General features: G+C 58.6%; 15 protein-coding genes and 3 tRNA genes. 5 read left to right on the top strand and 13 right to left on the bottom strand.

From position 1 onward, the window contains the following. Positions 1 to 45 precede the first annotated feature (45 nt). The gene (hisH, locus tag PH5382_RS01865; RefSeq protein ID WP_058332623.1) at positions 46 to 684 is read right to left on the bottom strand and encodes an imidazole glycerol phosphate synthase subunit HisH; all 639 of its coding nucleotides are present in this window, start codon (positions 682 to 684) and stop codon (positions 46 to 48) included. 79 nt (positions 685 to 763) lie between these two features. Continuing rightward, positions 764 to 1,378 carry a TetR/AcrR family transcriptional regulator gene (locus PH5382_RS01860; protein WP_058332622.1) on the bottom strand — a complete coding sequence of 205 codons (615 nt, stop codon included), beginning with the start codon at positions 1,376 to 1,378 and terminating at the stop codon, positions 764 to 766. Between the two features lie 101 nt (positions 1,379 to 1,479). Between PH5382_RS01860 and PH5382_RS01855 the strand changes: the two genes are divergently transcribed. Then, positions 1,480 to 2,106 carry a DUF2306 domain-containing protein gene (locus tag PH5382_RS01855; RefSeq protein WP_058332621.1) on the top strand — a complete coding sequence of 209 codons (627 nt, stop codon included), beginning with the start codon at positions 1,480 to 1,482 and terminating at the stop codon, positions 2,104 to 2,106. A 32-nt stretch (positions 2,107 to 2,138) separates the two neighbouring features. Here the strand turns inward: PH5382_RS01855 and hisB are convergent, their stop codons facing one another. After that, complete coding sequence (gene hisB, locus PH5382_RS01850) at positions 2,139 to 2,726, bottom strand: imidazoleglycerol-phosphate dehydratase HisB (protein WP_058332620.1); 588 nt, start codon at positions 2,724 to 2,726, stop codon at positions 2,139 to 2,141. 178 nt (positions 2,727 to 2,904) lie between these two features. On the opposite strand from hisB, the gene PH5382_RS01845 reads away from it, so the two are divergent. Then, positions 2,905 to 3,144 carry an Lrp/AsnC family transcriptional regulator gene (locus PH5382_RS01845; RefSeq protein ID WP_058332619.1) on the top strand — a complete coding sequence of 80 codons (240 nt, stop codon included), beginning with the start codon at positions 2,905 to 2,907 and terminating at the stop codon, positions 3,142 to 3,144. Between the two features lie 109 nt (positions 3,145 to 3,253). Here PH5382_RS01845 and PH5382_RS01840 read toward each other — a convergent pair whose 3' ends face one another. The 6 genes from PH5382_RS01840 to PH5382_RS01815 all read right to left on the bottom strand — a co-directional run bounded on the left by PH5382_RS01840 (position 3,254) and on the right by PH5382_RS01815 (position 7,384). Continuing rightward, a complete protein-coding gene (locus PH5382_RS01840; protein ID WP_058332618.1) occupies positions 3,254 to 4,606 on the bottom strand; it encodes an aminotransferase in 1,353 nt (450 codons plus the stop codon). 224 nt (positions 4,607 to 4,830) lie between these two features. Continuing rightward, positions 4,831 to 4,905: transfer RNA gene (locus PH5382_RS01835), tRNA-Gly, on the bottom strand. 168 nt (positions 4,906 to 5,073) lie between these two features. Continuing rightward, a tRNA-Gly gene (locus PH5382_RS01830) sits at positions 5,074 to 5,148 on the bottom strand. A gap of 111 nt (positions 5,149 to 5,259) precedes the next feature. Next, positions 5,260 to 6,162 (bottom strand): NaeI family type II restriction endonuclease, encoded by a 903-nt coding sequence (locus tag PH5382_RS01825; RefSeq protein WP_058332617.1) that lies wholly within the window; start codon positions 6,160 to 6,162, stop codon positions 5,260 to 5,262. A 30-nt stretch (positions 6,163 to 6,192) separates the two neighbouring features. Beyond that, entirely contained in the window at positions 6,193 to 7,152 is a 960-nt protein-coding gene (locus PH5382_RS01820; protein ID WP_058332616.1) for a DNA cytosine methyltransferase, read from the bottom strand. A 157-nt stretch (positions 7,153 to 7,309) separates the two neighbouring features. Continuing rightward, positions 7,310 to 7,384 (bottom strand) — tRNA-Gly (locus PH5382_RS01815). A gap of 152 nt (positions 7,385 to 7,536) precedes the next feature. Here PH5382_RS01815 and PH5382_RS19670 point away from each other — a divergent pair. Next, a complete protein-coding gene (locus tag PH5382_RS19670) occupies positions 7,537 to 7,800 on the top strand; it encodes a hypothetical protein (protein ID WP_197409976.1) in 264 nt (87 codons plus the stop codon). A gap of 100 nt (positions 7,801 to 7,900) precedes the next feature. Here PH5382_RS19670 and PH5382_RS01805 read toward each other — a convergent pair whose 3' ends face one another. The 3 genes from PH5382_RS01805 to PH5382_RS01795 form a co-directional block, all read right to left on the bottom strand. Then, a complete protein-coding gene (locus PH5382_RS01805) occupies positions 7,901 to 11,344 on the bottom strand; it encodes a pyruvate carboxylase (protein ID WP_058332614.1) in 3,444 nt (1,147 codons plus the stop codon). 328 nt (positions 11,345 to 11,672) lie between these two features. Next, positions 11,673 to 12,842: an alpha-hydroxy acid oxidase gene (locus tag PH5382_RS01800; protein WP_058332613.1), complete on the bottom strand. Its 1,170-nt coding sequence runs from the start codon at positions 12,840 to 12,842 to the stop codon at positions 11,673 to 11,675. Positions 12,843 to 12,898: 56 nt separating this feature from the next. Further along, positions 12,899 to 14,725, bottom strand: a complete 1,827-nt coding sequence (locus tag PH5382_RS01795; RefSeq protein WP_082645531.1) for a sensor domain-containing diguanylate cyclase — start codon at positions 14,723 to 14,725, stop codon at positions 12,899 to 12,901. 203 nt (positions 14,726 to 14,928) lie between these two features. Between PH5382_RS01795 and PH5382_RS01790 the strand changes: the two genes are divergently transcribed. Next, on the top strand, positions 14,929 to 17,403 hold the full coding sequence (locus PH5382_RS01790) for an ATP-dependent helicase (protein ID WP_058332612.1): 2,475 nt from the start codon (positions 14,929 to 14,931) through the stop codon (positions 17,401 to 17,403). A 745-nt stretch (positions 17,404 to 18,148) separates the two neighbouring features. Here PH5382_RS01790 and PH5382_RS01785 read toward each other — a convergent pair. Next, positions 18,149 to 18,367 (bottom strand): DUF1127 domain-containing protein, encoded by a 219-nt coding sequence (locus PH5382_RS01785; RefSeq protein ID WP_058332611.1) that lies wholly within the window; start codon positions 18,365 to 18,367, stop codon positions 18,149 to 18,151. A 340-nt stretch (positions 18,368 to 18,707) separates the two neighbouring features. Between PH5382_RS01785 and PH5382_RS01780 the strand changes: the two genes are divergently transcribed. Continuing rightward, the gene (locus PH5382_RS01780) at positions 18,708 to 19,865 is read left to right on the top strand and encodes an Mrp/NBP35 family ATP-binding protein (protein WP_058332676.1); all 1,158 of its coding nucleotides are present in this window, start codon (positions 18,708 to 18,710) and stop codon (positions 19,863 to 19,865) included. The last annotated feature ends 311 nt before the right edge of the window (positions 19,866 to 20,176 follow it).

The raw sequence follows: 20,176 nt of genomic DNA, 5'->3' as shown, positions 1-20,176 counted from the left end.
TGCCCTTTTGCGTTCTGTTGTACATTCTGCCGGGATTTGGCGCTGTTAGGGCGTCCAGTTTAGAAAATTGCCAATCATACGCAGGCCGACATCCTGGCTTTTCTCGGGGTGAAACTGCATGCCCAGCATGGTGTCGCGTCCGATGACTGCGGTCACATCACCGGCGTAGTCCACATGGGCCAGGCGTTCGGTGTCGGCATTGACGCGAAAATGGTAGGAATGCACAAAATACACGTGATCGCCGGTCTTTATCCCATCAAAGATCGGGTGCGGGTGGTCGATAACGAGATCGTTCCAGCCCATATGCGGCACCTTCAGTGCGGGATCTCCGGGGGTGATCTTGACCACATCTCCCTTGACCCAGTCCAAACCTGGCGTGTCGTGGTATTCATGGCCTGTGGTTGCCATCAGCTGCATGCCGACACAGATCCCCAGAAACGGGCGCCCCTTTTGTTCCACCGCTTCGACCATGGCGTCATAGATGCCTTTATGGCCGCGCAGCTCTGCGGCGCAGGCGGGAAAAGCACCGTCGCCGGGCAGCACCAACCGGTCGGCCCGGGCAACAACGTCGGCGTCTGATGTGACCACAACTTCGCCGGCATCCAGCTCTTGTGCCATGCGCTGAAAAGCCTTTTCGGCAGAATGGAGGTTGCCGGATTCATAGTCGATGATGGCAGTCAGCATGGGCGGGCGCCTTCTTGTGGAACTGTCCCTGACCTCTCTTGAAACCAGCCAAAGGTCAAGCCCGGGGCAGCAGCGCAGGTCAATTTGGCGCGGGATCTTTGCCGATTTCGCGCAGCAATGCCATCACGGGGGCAAAAAGCGGGTGATGGTCTGAGCTGTTACCGGGAGGGCCAAAGGTACCTGCCAAAAACAGATGGGTGAAGCCGTGGATCAGAGACCAGACCTGAGTTTCAACGATCCGGGGATCAGTACCTTCAGATACAAAGGGCGCGCAGGTTTCGCGCAAGACCCCATAGGCGCTGGCATCCCCCGCATTCATGTCGTCCTCGAACTGAGACATCGGCCCACAGCTGAAGATCAGGGCGAACAGGGCTGGGTTCTCTACCGCGAAATCCAGATAGCCCCGGCAGAGGGAAAGGATGCGTCCCTGCGGAGTTTGCGTTCCAGTGGCGCGGGCGGCCAGCATCGCCTGTCTGAAGCGGTCAAACCCTTCCTGTGCGATGGCTCCGCGCAGGCCAGAGATCCCGTCAAAATGATGTGCCGGGGCGGCATGCGAAACACCCGCACGGGCGGCGCAACGGCGCAGTGTCAACGACTCCAACCCGGATTCGGTGAGAATCTCAATGCCGCTCTGGATCAGTGCGGCACGCAGGTCACCGTGGTGATGCGGCTTTTTATCTGTGGGTTCAGTCATTTGATCTGCAAGTATCCAAGAAACTTGACAGCGTCAAGGAGATCCGATTTTGACTATGTAAAGTTTACAATGTCAAGTTTTCAGGAAGACGAGGAACGGGTATGGCAAGTCACAACCTTCTGACAAAGATGCGGATCACCTGCATTTGGCTTTTGTGCATCGCGATTGCGCTGGCCTCTTGGCGGTTTCTGCTGCTGGGGGTGGAGGTATCTATGCCCTTTGTGGCCTATCATCTGGAGGCGCGGCCAGTGTGGTTCTATGCTCATGTCGGGCTTGCACCTGTAGCGCTGGTATTAATGCCGTTCCAGTTCTGGCAGGGATTGCGACAACGCCATCCACAGCGACACCGTTGGATCGGGCGGGCCTATGGTGTGGCGATCCTGTTGTCTGGCACTGGTGGGCTGTTGATGGCCGCTGGCTCTAACTCAGGTCCGCTGGCGGCCTGGGGGTTTGGTCTGCTGGCGGTGTTCTGGCTGGGTTTTACCGGGATGGGAATTTGGAGTGCAATACAGGGGCGTATTGCTGATCATCGCCGTTGGATGATCCGGTCTGCGGCGCTCACGTTTGCCGCGGTAACACTGCGGCTGTATCTGCCTGTGCTCTTTGCCACTATGGGGGAGCAGGCGGGCTATGTTCTGGTATCCTGGATCTGTTGGGTGCCCAATGCGCTTGCGGCGGAATGGTTCTTGCTGCGCAAAGGAAATAGGCCGGAGGGCGAACCGGCCTGAGATCGTTTTTCTGGTCAGGCGGAAGGGGGCGCTTAAAGCGCCCCTTTGGTTGAAGGGATGGCGTCGGATTTGCGCGGATCAGTCTCGACGGCCAGACGCAGGGCGCGGGCGACGGCCTTAAAGGCGGCCTCGACAATGTGGTGGCTGTTGAAGCCATGCAGCTGGTCGATATGCAGCGTGATGCCGCCGTGGGTCGCCAAGGCGGTGAAGAACTCGCGCACCAGTTCGGTATCAAATGTGCCGATCTTTTGCGTCGGGATCTCGACGTTCCATACCAAAAAGGGGCGCGCCGACAGGTCCAGTGCGCAGCGGACCTGAGCGTCATCCATTGGCAGGTGGCATTCGCCATAGCGCCGGATGCCTTTTTTGTCGCCAAGCGCCTGCGTCAGGGCCTGACCCAGGGCAATACCGGTGTCTTCGACGGTGTGGTGATCATCGATGTGATAGTCGCCCTTGGCGCGAATGGTCATATCGATCAGCGAGTGTCGCGCCAGCTGATCCAGCATGTGATCGAAAAAGCCAACCCCTGTCTGGTTGTCATAAGAGCCAGACCCATCGAGATTGATCTCGACGGAGATTTCGGTTTCGGCTGTCTGGCGGCTGATCTTGGCGCTACGCATGAGGCTATTCCTTGCTGTCTGCGCGGCACTTATAGGGCGGTAAGGGGGCTTGGCTCAAGGGGCTTGCATCGCAAACGGGCCGCGCTGTTGCCGAGATGATCTGCGGCCATTGCGCCCGGGCGCGGCGCGTGTCAGCTTAGGCCAAACCATTCCTCCCAAAAAGACCAAGGGGACGCCCATGTCGACCTGCGTATTCATCCAGATCCGCTGCAAGCCCGGCACCACCTACAAGGTGGCCGAAGAGATCGCCCTGCGCGAAATCCATTCAGAGCTTTATTCCACCAGTGGTGAATATGACCTGCTGATGAAACTCTACATTCCGGCTGATGCGGATGTGGGCAAATACATCAATGATCATTTGCTGGTGATCCCGAATATCGAGCGCTCGCTGACCACCATGACCTTCAAGGTGTTTTGAGGCCCAGACCCGCCCCGGATTTGCCCCTGTCCCGCCCAGATAGGGAGAATTGAAAAACGCCCCGGAAGTGTTCCGGGGCGTTTCTTTTTGAGAAAAGGTAGGGAGTGGCTCAGCCTTCCAGTAGGCCGTCGGCCTTGAGGCTCTTGTAGCTTGCATCAATGGCGATTTTTACCCGCGCCAGCATATCATCCACCTCTGCTTTGGTGATGATCAGTGGTGGGCAAAAGGCGAGCGCATTGCCCGCGACGGCCCGCAGAATGACGCCATTGTCCTGACAGGCCTTGACCGCGGCTGCACCGCCTTTGCCCCCGGCAATGGTGGCACCGGTTGTCTTGTTCGACACCAGCTCCAGTGCGGCGATCAGTCCCTTGCCGCGGACTTCACCCACCAATGGGTGGTCGGTGAAAATGCGGCGCAGCTCTGCCTGCATGTGGTCGCCGACTTCTGCTGCGTGTTCAAACAGGTTGTCACGCTCGTATATCTCCAGCGTTTTCAACGCGGCGGCACAGGCGGCGGGGTGGCCGGAATAGGTGTAACCATGGCCAAAGACACCGACCTCGTTCGAGGGCGCGACCATTTCCTGGTACATCCAGCCGGGAATGACGCTTGCCGAGATTGGGAAATAGGCTGATGACAGCTGCTTGGCAAAAGTCATCAGGTCCGGCTTGATACCCATAGTGGTGCAGCCGAAATCCGCACCGGTGCGGCCAAATCCTGTGATCACCTCATCGGCCCAGACCAGAATGCCATGCTTGCGCAGCAGCGCCTGCAGCTTCTCGTAGTAGCCGTCTGGGGGCACGATCACGCCGGATGCGCCGGTGATGGGCTCCATGATCATCGCGGCGATGGTATCTGGGTCTTCGGCCAGGATCTGCTGTTCGAGATTGTCGATGATGCGGTCGACAAACTGTGCCTCGGTCTCGTTGCCCTTGCGGCCAGTGTAGTAATGTGGCGCGTCGGTACGCAGGATGCTCAGCGCCTCAACCGGGGCATCAAAATGCGCAAGGTTTGCAGGCAGTGATGTCAGCGAGCCTGCGGCAACGGTAACACCGTGATAGCCGCGTTCGCGGGTGATGATCTTGCGCTTTTCCGGCTTGCCAATGGCGTTGAAGTAGTAGCGCAGCATCTTGTAGTGGCTGTCATTGGCGTCCGAGCCGGAGTTGCCAAAGAAGATATAGGCGTCCTCAACCGGCACCATGGCGGCGAGTTTTTCGGCCAGATCAATCAGCGGCCGGTGGGTCTTGCCGCCAAAGGTATGGGAAAACGGCAGCGTGTTCAGCTGATCGGTGATCGCATTGATCACCTCCTTGTTGTCATAGCCCAGCGAGGTACACCACAGACCGGCCAGGCCCTCGATGTATTTATTGCCTTCGCTGTCAAAGACATAGATGCCTTCGCCGCGCTCGATGCACATCTGCTCGGTGGCGGTGAGGTTGGTGGTTGGGTAGATGACTGGGGCCATGATTGGAGCTCCTCCTTGTGGGCTGCGCATGCATAATGTGCATGGCAGAGACGATCACCGGACGCGGGCCTGAAACCGTGCGCCTTTGGGCAAGCATTGTCCTGTTTTGCAAAGGAGGTCAAAGGAATTTGATCAAAAAACACCGATCTGAAGTATGGTGCCGATTTCAAACGAAAAAGGCCCGTCGTGGCGGTTCGAACCAACCGCCTTGTTCTGGTTCCAAATGGAGCGGGCGAGGCGATTCGAACGCCCGACCCTAACCTTGGCAAGGTTATGCTCTACCCCTGAGCTACGCCCGCGCTGCATTTGGTGAAGCGGTGTTTAGGCAATGGCGGGCGGGGCTGCAAGTGTAAAATGCGTGTTGGCCTCAGATTTTCATCCCAAGGATAACAGATTGAATTTGTGAAATGTAAAACGAAAAAGACCGCCGATGCGATGCGCATCAAGCGGCCTGTTCTGGTTCCAAATGGAGCGGGCGAGGCGATTCGAACGCCCGACCCTAACCTTGGCAAGGTTATGCTCTACCCCTGAGCTACGCCCGCGCTGCATTTGGTGAAGCGGTATCTAGGCAATCAGGCAGAGGGCCGCAAGTGGAAAAATGCCCTTGTGCCGGGTTTTCTTTCTCGTCGATCACCACTGGCCTTTCTCTGCGTTCAACAGTCAAGTGTTGGCAGGGTAAAGCCTGCTTGCGCTGCCATACGCTGGGCTGTTTCGCTGGCTGGACGGCAGGAAATGAATTCTGACCCGGTGCAGTTTGGCAGCTCAAGCGCCTTGATCAACTGGCTGTCATATTGGCCGGACAGCAGCAGGATGCCTTCGCGTTCCAGATGATCCCGGGTGCCGCGCCCCTTGTCGGCGCGGATCCGGCGCATAAAGTCTTTTTGCTGCGCCACCGCTTCGACCACATCGCGGGCAATCGGGGTGTTCTGGATGCGGCGAAACAGGTTGGCCATGCGGACATTCCCTGTGTCGCCAGAAAAGATTTCTGCAACGATGTCAGGCTCCTGACAGCGCCAGAAATTGGCCGGATAGGGGTGATCGCACAGCAGCCAGAGGATATGCCCAAAGCCCGCGGCGGAGATCGAGCCTTTGCCATCCTTGTTCTTTCCCTGGGTGAGGTATTCGGGGCGCGCCACGATCAGACCAAGGTAGCAGCGCGCGCGGGCCTCATCGGCGGCGACCAGCAGACAGGGCTGCTCCAGCGCTTCGGTAGGGATCATCCAATTGCTGCCCATGGTGTTTTTGATATCGACGTCGCGGCCCAGGATTTCGGTATCCAGCCGCCCACGGGGCAGGCGCAGCAGGGCGCGTAGCTCGATCTCGACACGGGTGCCGATATAGGTCTTTTCGGTCTTTTCCAGCTCTTCATAGGCGCGCCGACCGGTTTTGGGCGTCATGATCACATCGTCAATGCAGCGCCGCAGCATCGCGGGAAAACTGTCCTCCAGCGTCAGGGCGCCGCCTGCGCGGGCGGTGATCTCGCTGGCAAGCTGGCTGAGCAGCTCGAAATCCGGGTGACCGGGCAGAATTAGACTGTCAGGGAGCTTTTGCTTCATCGCCGCCTCAGCAGTGGCATGCGGTGGCGGTCAGGCGCGCACAGCATGGAGCCGGGGTTTTGCGATGGCAACCTTCAGCTGCCGTGCCACGGCTTCGGCTACTGGCGGCGGGAAGGCATTGCCGACCTGGCGATAGGCATTGGTCTTGGCGCCGGTGAAATGCCAGGCATCGGGAAATCCCTGAATGCGGGCCACCATGCGCACGGTCAGACGCGGCATGTCGTTGTGAAAGGGATCTGGTGCTTCATAGGCGATGGTGCGCCCTTCGACCCCCAGTGAGGCCCAGGCGCGGCGGGAACGGGTTGGGCCCAGATCGGGGCCGCCGTGTTTCTTTGAGCCGCCAACGATGGTTGGCGCAATCTCATCTGCCTGTGCTGCCCAGTCTTCGGCGCCGCGCCAGCCGCGTGCTTTCATCAGATCAATCAGGGTTTCCCCAACGGTGGGCGGATTATAGGGCAGCGGTTCTGGCCAGGAAAAATCCCCGGCGAATTCGCGGCGCAGGGCGATGATCGCCACCCGGGGACGCAGTTGCGGCACGCCGTAGTCCGACGCATTCAGCAGACGCCAGTCGGTCTCGTATCCGAGTTTGGAGAGCTGCTTTTTCAATTTCTCGCGGTAGTCGTGAAAAGCCGCATCCAGAAAGCCGCGCACGTTTTCGATCATCACCGCGCGGGGGCGGGTCGAGTCAACAATATGGATGGCATCATCAAAGAGATTACGCTCGTCCTTTTCGCCAAGCTGCTTTCCGGCAACCGAAAACGGCGGGCAGGGCAGTCCGCCAGCTAGCAGGTCGATGCCTTTATAGGCCGCAGCCTCCTCCTTGAAGAGGCGCACGTCCTCTTCGAGCACGTTCCAGTCGGGGCGGTTGTGGCGTAGGGTGGCGCAGCAATGCTTGTCGATTTCCACCAATGCGGTGTGATCAAAGCCAGCGCGTTCCAGACCCAGGGCCTGGCCGCCAGCCCCTGCGCAGAGTTCCACGGATGTGAGCATGTCGTCCCGCCTGCCTTGTTCTTGTTTTGTGTTCCGGATCTGTTCCTATGCGCAAAGATGATTCCGCGCAAGGCTCTGGCTGTGGTCGCAAGGATAGGGGCATTTGGTCAAACGCGAAAGGCCACCCCTGTAAAGGGATGGCCTTTTCAAGTCCAAATGGAGCGGGCGAGGCGATTCGAACGCCCGACCCTAACCTTGGCAAGGTTATGCTCTACCCCTGAGCTACGCCCGCGCTGCATTTGGTGAGGTCGAGATATGCATTCCCGCCTGAAGCTGCAAGAGGAAAATGTTGCCGGGGATGGAAAAAATGCAAAGCCAGCGACGGAAGGCCCGAGTTGCTGCGTTTGTATAGACAAAGATATCCAGCCACAGGAGGGTGCTGCAATGAAGCGCATGGAAAATATGCGGATCGGGGCGCTTGTGATATTGATCATTGCAGGCACTGTCGCGCAGAGTCGCGAACACCAGCAGGTCAGCATTTGGCGTGCCCCGGACGATGTCCGCGTGCGGCACATATCGAAACAGTCGGCGCCTGAACACGGCCAGAGAACTGAACACGGCCAGAGGTCTGAGTGGAATCATGATCTTGCGCCATGGTTGGTTTCAGGGGCGTCGAGCGGCGAAATGCAGCTTGGCCTGCATTCCTAGATTGGTCTTTTTATCAACACTCCTGAGAACGATTGGCAAAAGAAAAACCGGGCGCCTCAGGGCACCCGGTTGATGTCGTTTAGATCTGCGGCTGAAAGCGTTATTCGAATTCGATGAGCAGATCCTTGGCATCGATCTGTGTGCCAGCCGCCACATGCAGGGCCTTGACGGTCGCGCTGCGTTCGGCGTGCAGGCCGGTTTCCATCTTCATCGCCTCGATGGTCAACAGCATGTCGCCCTCGTGCACTTCTTGGCCAACATGCACCGCAACGGAGGCCACAACACCCGGCATTGGCGCACCAATATGGTCCGGATTGCCGGCTTCGGCTTTGGGGCGGCTTTCGGTGCTGGCTTTGACCAGACGGTTTGGCACGCGAATGACGCGGGGCTGCCCGTTGAGTTCAAAGAAGACTTTGACCTCGCCGGTCTCATCTGTCTCACCCAGGGCCTGCAGGCGGATCTCCAGAGTCTTGCCGGGATCGATTTCGGCGGTGATCTCTTCGCCGGGCTCCATGCCATAAAAGAAGGCGCGGGTCGGCAGGGTGCGCACCGGACCATATTGGCGGTGACGGCCCATGTAGTCGAGAAAGACTTTTGGATACATAAGGTAGCCGTTGAGATCTTCGTCATCCACGGATTTGCCTTCCAGCATCTGGCTCAGTTCGGCGCGGGTCTCATCCAGATCAACGGGGGCAAGATGCGCACCGGGACGTGTCAGGTTCGGGGCTTCGCCCTTCAACACCTTGGCGACGATGCTATCCGGGAAACCACCGGGAGGCTGGCCGAGGTTGCCGCGCATCATATCGACAACAGAATCCGGGAAGGAGACGTCGGTCTCAGGGTCTTCCACTTCGTCGCGGGTCAGGTTCTGGCTAACCATCATCAGCGCCATGTCACCCACAACCTTTGACGACGGCGTCACCTTGACGATATCGCCAAACATCTGGTTCACATCGGCATAGGTCTGCGCGACCTCGTGCCAGCGTTCCTCCAGACCCAGGGAGCGCGCCTGTGCCTTGAGGTTGGTGAACTGGCCACCTGGCATTTCGTGCAGATAGACCTCGGAGGCCGGGGCCTGCAGGCCGCTTTCAAAGGCGGCATATTGCGCGCGCACCTGTTCCCAGTAGTCGCTGATTTCGCGGATCTTGGCGATGTCGAGGCCAGTGTCGCGGTCGGTGTTGCGCAGCCCTTCGACGATGGAGCCAAAGCAGGGCTGCGAGGTGCCCCCGGAAAACGCATCCATGGCGACATCTACGGCGTCAACGCCAGCGTCTGCGGCCGCCAGAATCGTGGCGCCCGCGATGCCAGAGGTGTCATGGGTATGGAAGTGGACCGGTAAGCCAACCTCTTCTTTCAGGGCCTTGACCAGCTGACGAGCAGCGGCGGGTTTCAGCAGGCCGGCCATGTCTTTCAGGCCTAGGATATGCGCGCCTGCGGCTTCCAGCTCCTTGGCCATGCCAATATAGTATTTAAGGTCATATTTGGCACGGTTTGGATCCAGAATATCGCCGGTGTAACAGATGGTACCTTCGCAGAGCTTGCCGCTCTCGACCACCGCATCCATGGCGACGCGCATGTTTTCCACCCAGTTGAGGCTGTCAAACACCCGGAACACATCAACGCCGGTGACGGCCGCTTGCCGTACAAACTCCTGTACTACGTTGTCGGGGTAGTTGGTGTAGCCTACACCATTGGAGGCGCGCAGCAGCATCTGGGTCATCACATTGGGCATCGCCTCGCGCAGATCGCGTAGGCGCTGCCAGGGGCATTCCTGCAAGAAGCGATAGGCCACATCAAAGGTCGCACCGCCCCAGCATTCTACCGAGAACAGCTGGCTGAGGTTTTGCGCATAAGCAGGGGCGACTTTGATCATGTCGTGGCTGCGCATGCGGGTCGCCAGCAGCGATTGGTGACCATCGCGCATGGTTGTATCAGTGAGCAGCAATTGGCGCTGCGCCTTCATCCAGTCGGCAACAGCCTGCGCGCCTTTTTGTTCCAGCAGGTTGCGGGTGCCATAGGGCGTCTGGCCCGGCTCCACATGTGGTGCACGTGGCTCTTTCAGATCGGCGGCAGGGGCGGCACGGCCTTCGGTCTCGGGGTGACCGTTGACGCTGATGTCAGCGAGATAGGTCAGAACCTTGGTACCACGGTCCTGACGTTTGGCGAACTGAAACAGCGCGGGCGTGTTGTCGATGAATGTGGTGGTGTAGCTGTTGTCGAGAAAGGTCGGATGCTTCAGCAGGTTCTCGACAAAGGCGATATTGGTGCTGACACCGCGCACGCGGAATTCGCGCAGGGCACGGTCCATCCGGGCGATGGCCTTTTCCGGGGTCGGGGCCCAGGCGGTCACCTTGGTCAGCAGGCTGTCGTAATAACGGGTGATCACGCCGCCGGCGTAAGCCGTGCCGCCATCCAGACGGATGCCCATGCCAGTGGCCGACCGATAAGCGGTGATGCGACCATAGTCAGGGATAAAGTTGTTCAGCGGATCTTCGGTTGTGACCCGGGTCTGCAGCGCGTGACCATTGAGGCGGATTTCATCCTGGCTGGCCTTGCCTGTGGCCTCGGCAATGGTCTTGCCTTCGGCGATCAGGATCTGCGCCTGCACGATGTCGATGCCGGTGACTTCTTCGGTGACGGTGTGTTCCACCTGTACCCGTGGGTTGACCTCGATGAAGTAGAACTTCTCGGTCTCCATATCCATCAGGAATTCGACGGTGCCGGCGCATTCATAGTTCACGTGCTGGCAGATCTTGCGACCCAGATCGCAGATCTCGGCGCGCTGCTCTTCAGACAGATAAGGCGCGGGCGCACGTTCCACCACTTTTTGGTTGCGGCGCTGAACCGAGCAATCGCGCTCAAACAGGTGGTAGATCTCGCCGTGTTTGTCGCCAAGGATCTGCACTTCGACGTGACGCGCGCGGGTGATCATCTTTTCCAGATAACCTTCGCCATTGCCAAAGGCGGCTTCAGCCTCGCGTCGCCCTTCCAGGACTTTTTCTTCGACTTCCTCTTCGGAATAGATCGGCCGCATGCCGCGACCGCCGCCGCCCCAGGAGGCTTTCAGCATCAGCGGATAGCCAACTTCTGAGGCCTCGGCCTTGATCGCGGCCATGTCACTGCCAAGCACTTCGGTGGCGGGAATGACCGGCACACCGGCTTCGACCGCGACGCGGCGTGCGCTTGCCTTGTCGCCCAGGGCGCGCATGGTTTCGGCCTTGGGGCCGATGAAAGTAATGCCGTTGCGCGCACAGGCGTCGACAAAATCGGGGTTTTCCGACAAGAGGCCGTAGCCTGGATGGATCGCGTCCGCGCCGCATTCTTTGGCGACACGAATGATTTCATCAATGCTTAGATAAGCGGCAACCGGGCCCATGCCCTCGCCGATGCGGTAGGCTTCATCCGCTTTGAAACGGTGCAGGCCAAGCTTGTCTTCTTCGGCGTAGACGGCAACCGTGCGTTTGCCCATTTCATTCGCAGCCCGCATCACACGGATCGCGATTTCCCCCCTGTTTGCAATCAGGATTTTCTTGAAGTCGGTCATCGTGGCTCCTCCGGGGTGGGCTGTGTTTGGCGAAGTGTTAGGTGTATCTTAACCGCTGGTATACTCGTAGTTTTGGGTATCTGCGGCATGATTGCGCTCTCATGCGCCCATTTTCCGTCAGTTTTTGTGCAGTCGCAGCATTGCAGCCTGAATTGGAGTGGTGATTTGCTTGCAATCCGCCTAATTTTTAGGCAACTCGGCTTTTGGCGAATCTTCAGTCATCACTATTGACGTATCTACAACACGCGTGCCGTGCCGCAATCTGCGGATCAAGCGTGGAAATGGCTCGCAGGCTTTGCTACATGTTTCAGCTGCTTACGGTTTGCGGCTAAAATTGTAACGCTAAGTTGCGAATTTGCAAAGTCTTCACTTCTGAGAGAGACCGCAGTCCCAACTGCCCCATGTTGGCCTCCAGATCTTTTGCCAAGATGTCGTGCAGATGCTGGAGTCCGGGGGTGCCTAATGCTGCAAGTGCAAAATGGAAGGCGCGCCCCAGCATGATGAAATCGGCCCCCAGCGCCAGGGCACGCAGCATGTCCAGCCCGCCTTCGATGCCACTGTCAAAAATCAGCGGCAGGTCAGTTGCCGCGCGCAGTTCTGGCAGCACCTCAATAGAGGCAGGGGCGGCGTCAAATTGCCGTCCCGCATGGTTTGACACCCAAAGTGCGTCAACGCCAAGAGCCTCCAGCGGGGCGGCATCTTCGGCCCGCATCACGCCCTTGATCACAAAAGCTCCCTGCCAATTGTCACGCAGCCATTTCACGTAGTCCCAATCGGGCGAGGTGCGCAGCAGGTAGCCGATATGGGCCGTCGAGGACAGGCTTTGACTTTGCTCGGTGATGTATTTGTCCAGCGTGCGCATATGCGGCATGCCGCCCTCATGACGGTGCTGTCGTGCCATGCCCAGGGCCCAGGCCGGACGGCGCGCCACCTGTGCCAGCAGGCGCGGGGTCAGGCGCGGCGGCTGAGTGAGGCCAGAGCGTGTTTGGCGTTCGCGGCGCGAGGCGACAGGCACATCCACGGTCAGCACCAGTGTGGAGAACCCGGAGGCGCGGGCGCGCTCCAGCATGTCGTGGCGGATGTCTTCGTCTTTTGGCGGGTAGAGCTGGAACCAGGCCTCGGTCCCCAAATGCGGTGCCAGATCTTCGGGGGATTGGCTGGCAACGGTCGACAGCGCATAGGGAATGCCGGTAGCCGCACCAAAGCGGGCTAGGTGGCCTTCGGCGTCGGGCCAGATCAGGCCGGACATGCCCAGAGGCGCGATGCCAAAGGGCAGCGGTAGGCGACGCCCCAGCAAGCTGGTCGACAGGTCCACCTCAAGGGGGCCATGCAGGATCGAAGGCATCAGGCCGATCTGGTCAAGCGCGGTGCGATTGCGCCGCTTGGTGGCCTCGGTCCCGGTGCCGCTGTCGAGATATTCCCAGACGAATTTTGGCAGACGGGACTGGGCGCGTCGGCGCAGGTCAGACAGGGCAGGGTAGTGTTGATGCAGATCCATCCCCGCATTGATACGGGGCCGGAACCAATTGGCAAGAGCGGAGCTGCAATGCTGACCTAGGCCGCGCGGGAGTCGTCCGGCTCCGAAGGGCTTTTCGCGGGGCTTTCGGATGGGCTCTCGGGGCCAGTTTGCTCCGGCCTTGCGTTGGGATTGCGCGGCTCAGGTTCCGCGCCAGAGGCGATGCAGACTTGGTTGCGGCCCTTGGCTTTGGCGTCATAGAGCGCGTCATCTGAAGAACGCAGCAGATCCTGTGGCATGGTGCCATGGGCTGGGTAATGCGCCACCCCCAGCGAGATGGTGATCCGTGGCAGTGCCTTTTCGCCGTACCGTACCACCACGGCCTCGACCGCCTGACGCAGCATTTCGGCCTTGGTGATGACATCTTCCTGGCTGGCACCAGGTACGATCAGCGTGAACTCTTCGCCACCGGGGCGGCAGGCGACATCATCCCCCTCGCAGGCCTGTTCCAGGACCGAGCCCACGGCGCGCAGAACCATATCGCCGGCGTCATGACCATGGTTGTCATTGAACTTCTTGAAATGATCGACATCGACCGCAATGATGCTGAGGTTGCTGCCATGGTTCTGACTGGCATTGATGAATTTGCGCAAAGACTCAGTCATGTGGCGGCGGTTGAACAGCCCGGTCAACGGGTCGCGCACGGATTGGTCATGCAACTGGTCGCGCATCCGCACATTTGCAATCGCCATCGATATCTGTTCAGCGCACATCTGTGCCAGCTTCCTGTTGGCTTTGAATTCCTCGCAGTGTTTGTCAAAGGCACGCAGATGCATCAGGCCAACGGTTTCGCCATGGGCCAAAATCGGAAAGCAATAATAGGCACGCCCATCGTGAGGCTCCGCGTGTTCGCAGACAAATTCGATCTCGGAGGAGCCGTATTCATAGGTGCGCCCGCGCCGCAGCCCCCAGCATTCTTCGGGATGGATGTGATCCTTGTGGCTGCCGCCGTTCCAGCTGGCGCAGCCGTCCAGTACGTCACGCGAGTTGGAGTAGACATAAACACTGCCCTCTGCATGCGGCAGGATATGGGTCATGAACCGCGCGACCATATCAAACAGCTCATCTAGCGAGCGGCTGGATTGCAGCCATTCGTTAAGCTCTCCCAGGAGCTGTACTTCACGGGCCAGACGCAGCTGTTCGTCCAAAATGGCGCGCTCGCTTTGATTGCGGTCTTTCATCTGCCGCAGGCGCAGACGGTTTGCACTGAAGGTCATGGAGACCGCAAAAGACAGCGCGACCATCGCGATTGCAGTCAGCACGATAAGAGAAAAGCGTGCCCGCATTATGAAAGTCTCGCGGCGGTCTGTGATATCGGTGAAAAATTCAATTGCGCCGTCAAATTGGCCATTGTGCATCAGCGGGACATAGATTTCCGCAACCTCGCGCCGATTGCCGGACTGGGTATTTGCAACATGCATGACGATGCCGTCGATCTCAGAGGCATCTAGGCTTTCGTGCATATAGTAGATTTCGCCCTGCGCCACCACGGTGTCAAAATAGCTGCGGCTTTCATAATCGCCGATTTCATCCGGGCGGGTAGACCAGAAGATCATGCCGTCACTTGTGAACAGACGAAAGCGGTACACGTCCGAGGCCTCTGGCATCAGATTTAGATACTTGGCGTCGGCTGTGTCGATGGCACCGCTGTCAAAGGCCTGTTGCGGGTTTTCCATATGCAGGACCACGCGGCGCTTCCACAGTTCCGCTTCGCGTCTGATGTCGGCTTCGAGCATGCGGTCGACAACAGGTTCGGGCACCGCAATGATGGCCCAGACCGAACCTGCAGCCATGGCAGCCAGCAGCACCAGGAGGGTAAAGCTTCTCAGCTTGCTTTGAATGGTTTGCTTTTGCTCGGTCTTCATGGGTCACCCAGGGTAAATATGCGTCGCCAGTTAGACCGGAAACTACTTTAGATCTGGTTTCCAAATTGAAACAGACAAGGAAAATGCATCTTATAAGGGCGTATATTCGCATAGAATTGAAGGCAGTTTTGCGATGACTTAACTTGCGAACAGAATGCGAACGCCCTCTTTTCTATGGGGCTGAATCACGCTAGTGTTGTGGTATGAGCAGTTATGATGAAATGGACGCCTTTGAGGGCGCCTCCCTGTCGTCGCGGGCCATGGCGGCCCGTCCCACCCCCTATCTCGATGGGCTGAACCCGGCGCAACGCGCTGCGGTGGAGTGTTTGCAGGGACCCGTTTTGATGCTGGCGGGGGCAGGAACCGGCAAGACCAAGGCGCTGACAGCGCGGATCGTGCATCTGTTGAACACCGGCTCGGCGCGCACCAATGAGATTCTGGCGGTCACCTTCACCAACAAGGCCGCGCGCGAGATGAAAGAGCGGGTCGGCGTCATGCTAGGACAGCCTGCCGAGGGCATGCCTTGGCTGGGCACGTTTCATTCGGTTTGTGTCAAACTGCTGCGGCGTCATGCCGAACTGATCTGTGGCGAGGCGGCGCCGAATTCGGACGCGGTTGTCGAAGAGATCGTAAACTCGGAGAACCCGAATCCTTATGAGAATTCGGGCGCATCGGCAACACCACGTCGGCGCAACACATTGCATCTGAAATCGAACTTTACCATTCTCGACACCGATGATCAGATACGTCTGCTCAAACAGTTGATCCGCGCCTCTGGTATTGATGAAAAACGCTGGCCGCCGCGCATGCTGGCCGGCATCATTGATGACTGGAAGAACCGGGCACTGACGCCGGAAAAACTGCCTGCCTCAGATGCAGGCGCTTACAATCATCGCGGGCCAGAGCTCTATGCTCAATATCAGCGGCGCCTGTTGGAGCTCAATGCCGTCGATTTTGGCGATCTGCTGCTGCATGTGGTGACGATATTCCAGACCCACAGCGATATTCTGGCGCAGTATCAACGCTGGTTCCGCTACATCATGGTCGACGAATACCAAGATACCAATATCGCGCAATACATGTGGCTACGGCTGCTGGCAGGCGGGCATAAAAACATCTGTTGCGTTGGCGATGATGATCAGTCGATCTATGGCTGGCGCGGGGCCGAGGTTGGCAATATCCTGCGGTTTGAAAAGGATTTCCCCGGCGCGCATGTGGTGCGGCTGGAGCAGAATTATCGCTCGACCGAGCATATCCTTGCGGCCGCCTCTGGGGTGATCAGCGGCAATTCCGGCCGCCTGGGCAAGGAACTGTGGACGGCTGAGAAGGGCGGCGAAAAGGTCCGCTTGATTGGTCATTGGGATGGCGAAGAAGAGGCGCGCTGGATCGGCGAAGAGATCGAGGCGACACAGCGTGGCACCCGTGGCCAGCGCCCGATTGAGCTGAATGACATGGCGATTCTGGTACGCGCCTCGCATCAGATGCGCGCCTTCGAGGATCGCTTTCTCACCATCGGTCTGCCCTATCGGGTGATTGGTGGGCCGCGCTTTTATGAGCGGCTCGAAATACGCGATGCCATGGGGTATTTTCGTATGGTGACCTCGGCGGATGATGATCTGGCCTTTGAGAGAATTGTGAATACGCCCAAACGAGGCCTTGGCGACAAGGCGCGCCAGACCATTCAGGGTTTTGCCCGTGAAAACGGGGTGTCCCTGCTGGAAGGCGCACGCCTAGCTGTTGAGTCGGGGGCGATCAAGGGCAAAGGTGGTGCCGCGCTGCGCCGTCTGGTCGAGGATCTGGCCCGTTGGGGGCGGATGACCGGAGACGCGGATATCTCTCATATGGAGCTGGCGGAAATCGTGCTGGATGAAAGCGGTTATACCGGCATGTGGCAGGCGGATAAAAATCCCGACAGCCCAGGGCGGCTTGAAAACCTGAAGGAACTGGTTAAGGCGCTGGAAAATTTCGAGAACCTACAAGGGTTTTTGGAGCATGTCAGCCTGGTCATGGACAATGACAAACAGGATTCGGACCAGAAGGTCTCGATCATGACGCTGCATGCGGCCAAGGGGCTGGAGTTTCCGGCGGTGTTTTTGCCCGGCTGGGAGGATGGGTTGTTCCCCTCGCAGCGCTCGATGGATGAAAGCGGTCTCAAGGGCCTCGAAGAAGAGCGTCGGCTGGCCTATGTTGGCATCACCCGGGCTGAAGAGATTTGTACGATTACCTTTGCCGGCAACCGCCGTGTTTTTGGCCAGTGGCAATCGCAACTGCCCTCTCGTTTTGTGGACGAGCTGCCGGAAGAGCACGTGGAGGTGCTGACACCTCCGGGACTTTATGGCGGCGGCTACGGGGCGGCTGCCAGCGCGGCAGAGCCGGTGCGCTCAACCATTGATGCGAAAGTTGCGCAGGCGGATGGCTACAATTCCCCCGGCTGGAAGCGCATGCAGGCACGCGCCGGCCAGCGTGGCATGTCACAGCCTAAAGAGGCACGCAGTCAGGTGATTGATCTTGCAGCTGTTTCCAGCTTCACCTTGGGGGAGCGGGTGTTTCACCAGAAGTTTGGATACGGCATCATTCTCGGTATCGAGGGTGATAAGCTGGAGATTGATTTCGAGAAGGCCGGGCAAAAGAAGGTGGTTGCCCGGTTCGTATCCGCCAATGAAGACGTTCCGTTTTGATAGGCGCTTGGCTGCGCCTCTCGGAGTGATGCAAGTGGGAGCTGGGGCAAATGCGAGGTTGTGCTTTAAGACCTGTTGAGCGCCCAGTCTTGCATTTGGTCTAATGTGATTTCCTGGCTCTATTTCCGAATCCATTCCAAGTGAGCTTTGCGTTGGAAGCGCGAAAGGATCGGATAGCATTTGCGATCCGCTGCAGCCCCCCCCCTTTTTATCTCTTGGTTCTGCATTCCGTTGCCCGATTTTGTTGGAAAACCAGTCCGGAGCGGCGGGGGTGATTCCTGCAGCACAGGCGGACCCTTTTGTGGATTCTCGGGCTTTCAGGAGGTTTAACCCTCATGAATTGGACTGCCCGGAACGTCCGCCAGAACATGGGGTGGCGTCAGAGAGGCGGCCAGATCATTGGCGCGCATAAATTTGTACCGGTTGGGAGAAAAGGGGGGGCTTTGGCGCCTGATCTTTGGCGCCTCATTTGTGGTGGTGCGGCGATTGACCAACCTGCCTCCTGAGGCCACGCCTCCTGAAATCTGACAGCAAGGGCGCAAAAAAACAAAAAACGGCGGCGCCCAGGGAGGAGGAGGGGCACCGCCGTTCATGACAACACCAAGGCCTTTAGGGAGGAGGAGAGGCCTAGGTGTATTCGGGTCCGGCTAGAAGCCGTAAATAGGGTGCGGTGACATCAGGGAGGAGGAGGATGTCACCGCGTAGGACAGGTCCTTAGGGAGGAGGAGAAAGGACCTGATCTCTATTAGTTGTTTTCGTAAGCCGCCTGATAGGCGACGCGTTTGATCATCGAGCGATTCAGACCCAGATCGGCCAGTTCGCGCATTGTCAGTTCGTTCAACTCATTCACCGTCTGGCGATAGAGACGGTAGTTGGCGAACTTCACGCGCAGCTCTTCGATCCAGCTCAGGGCGTTTCCGGAGAATACAGCCTTGTGGGTTGAGATTTGATTTACAGCGGCCATCGGATGGATCCTCAGAACTGGTGAATAATGTTGTGCCGGTATCGGCGTTGCTTGAGAACAAAATAGGTGAATGCTGCGACTGCACAATCCCCCAACTGAGCATTTCTGCTATGCAGCATTTGCATGGGTCCTTTGTTAGTCGTATGGAAACAAGCTGTTTTTTGGGCAAAATTGTCTTTTTCGCACAGAGGTTGAGCAAGTCCAATTAGGGTCTTGAGTGGATGCCCTTGCGGAACCTGCCCTGACAGCAGATGGTGGCCTGCAAAGAAAATGCACAGTAATACGCAGCCCTCTGGCGCCTCAGGCTTTGGGGTATTTTGCAGCAAAAGGAACGCTGGTGATGATGGTAACTCAGGAGCAGGTTCGTGCTGCATTGGCGCGATTGGTGTTGCCAGATGGTGGTGATCTGATTGCACGGGACATGATCCGCGCACTGACAATAAAGCCCTCTGCGCAGGATGCGGTGGCGTCGCGTGCAGAAGGTTCCGCAGAAGAGGGCAAGGTAAGTTTCGTGATTGAAGCACCTAGTCCCGCGATTGCCCAGCAGATGGAGCCGCTGCGCCGTGCGGCCGAGGCTACAGTTCTGGCGCTGGAGGGTGTTGCCTCTGTTGCAGTCGCGTTGACGGCCCACGGTCCCGCAGCTGCTGGCGGATCGGGCAAGGGGGCTATGCCCGGAAAAGTGCCCGGAGAGATGCCCGGCCTCAAGATCGGGGGGCACCCAAAGGCGCAGGCCGGGCCGATCAAACCGTCTGGCGTGGCGCGGATTCTGGCGGTGGCCTCGGGGAAGGGGGGCGTCGGGAAATCGACTGTCAGCGCCAACCTCGCAGTGGCACTGGCGCGACAGGGGCGCAGGGTCGGATTGCTCGACGCTGATATATATGGGCCGAGCCAGCCGCGCATGATGGGGGTCTCGGGGCGTCCAAGCAGCCCGGATGGTAAAGTGATCGAACCTTTGCGGGCGCATGGTGTAACCGTGATGTCGATTGGCCTGATGGTTGACGAAAACAAGGCCGTCGTCTGGCGCGGGCCAATGCTGATGGGGGCTTTGCAGCAGATGCTGGGTCAGGTGAACTGGGGAGAGCTGGACGTGCTGATCGTTGATCTGCCGCCGGGCACCGGGGATGTGCAGCTGACGCTGTGCACCAAGGCAGAGCTGAGCGGCGCCATCGTTGTCAGCACACCGCAGGATGTAGCCCTTATTGATGCGCGCAAGGCGCTCGACATGTTCAACACGCTCAAGACCCCCGTTCTGGGCCTGATCGAGAACATGTCCTTTTTCACTTGCCCTGATTGCGGTGGCGAACATCATATCTTTGGTAATGGCGGCGTTGCGATCGAAGCGCAAAGCCTGGGGCTACCTCTGTTGGGCGCACTGCCAATTGATCTGGAGACCAGACTGGCCGGAGACGCCGGCACCCCGGTGGCGCTGGGGGATAGCCCTATTGCCGAAGCCTATGGGCAGATTGCCAAGGGGCTGGTGGCAGGCGGAATGGCCTGAGGCGCCATTGGGTACTGCTTCACAAGAGACTAGAGTTTGCTGTTGGCGCGTATTTATCGCGTGTGTCGGGATGCTACGGGACATGACTGGGCTTTTACTTGGTCGGAACGTCCCGGGGATGGGGCACCTTTAGGGAAATCATGGGTCGCACGGGAATTTATGGGATCCATGGGAAATTATGGGATGCGGGTTGGGCGCGGGGCGCGTTTTCCCGCATCCAGCTCGTTTCAGAGGGTGCGCGCGGCGGGCCCGGCGGGCAAATACCAGCGAATCGCTTGGTCTGTTTGAGCGAAAATCCACTTATCCACAAA

The sequence above is a fragment of the Phaeobacter sp. CECT 5382 genome, from assembly GCF_001457775.1.
Classification (GTDB): Bacteria; Pseudomonadota; Alphaproteobacteria; order Rhodobacterales; family Rhodobacteraceae; genus Pseudophaeobacter.
Note: the sequence above shows the minus strand (reverse complement) of the source record. Positions and strands in the feature narration are given on the sequence as shown.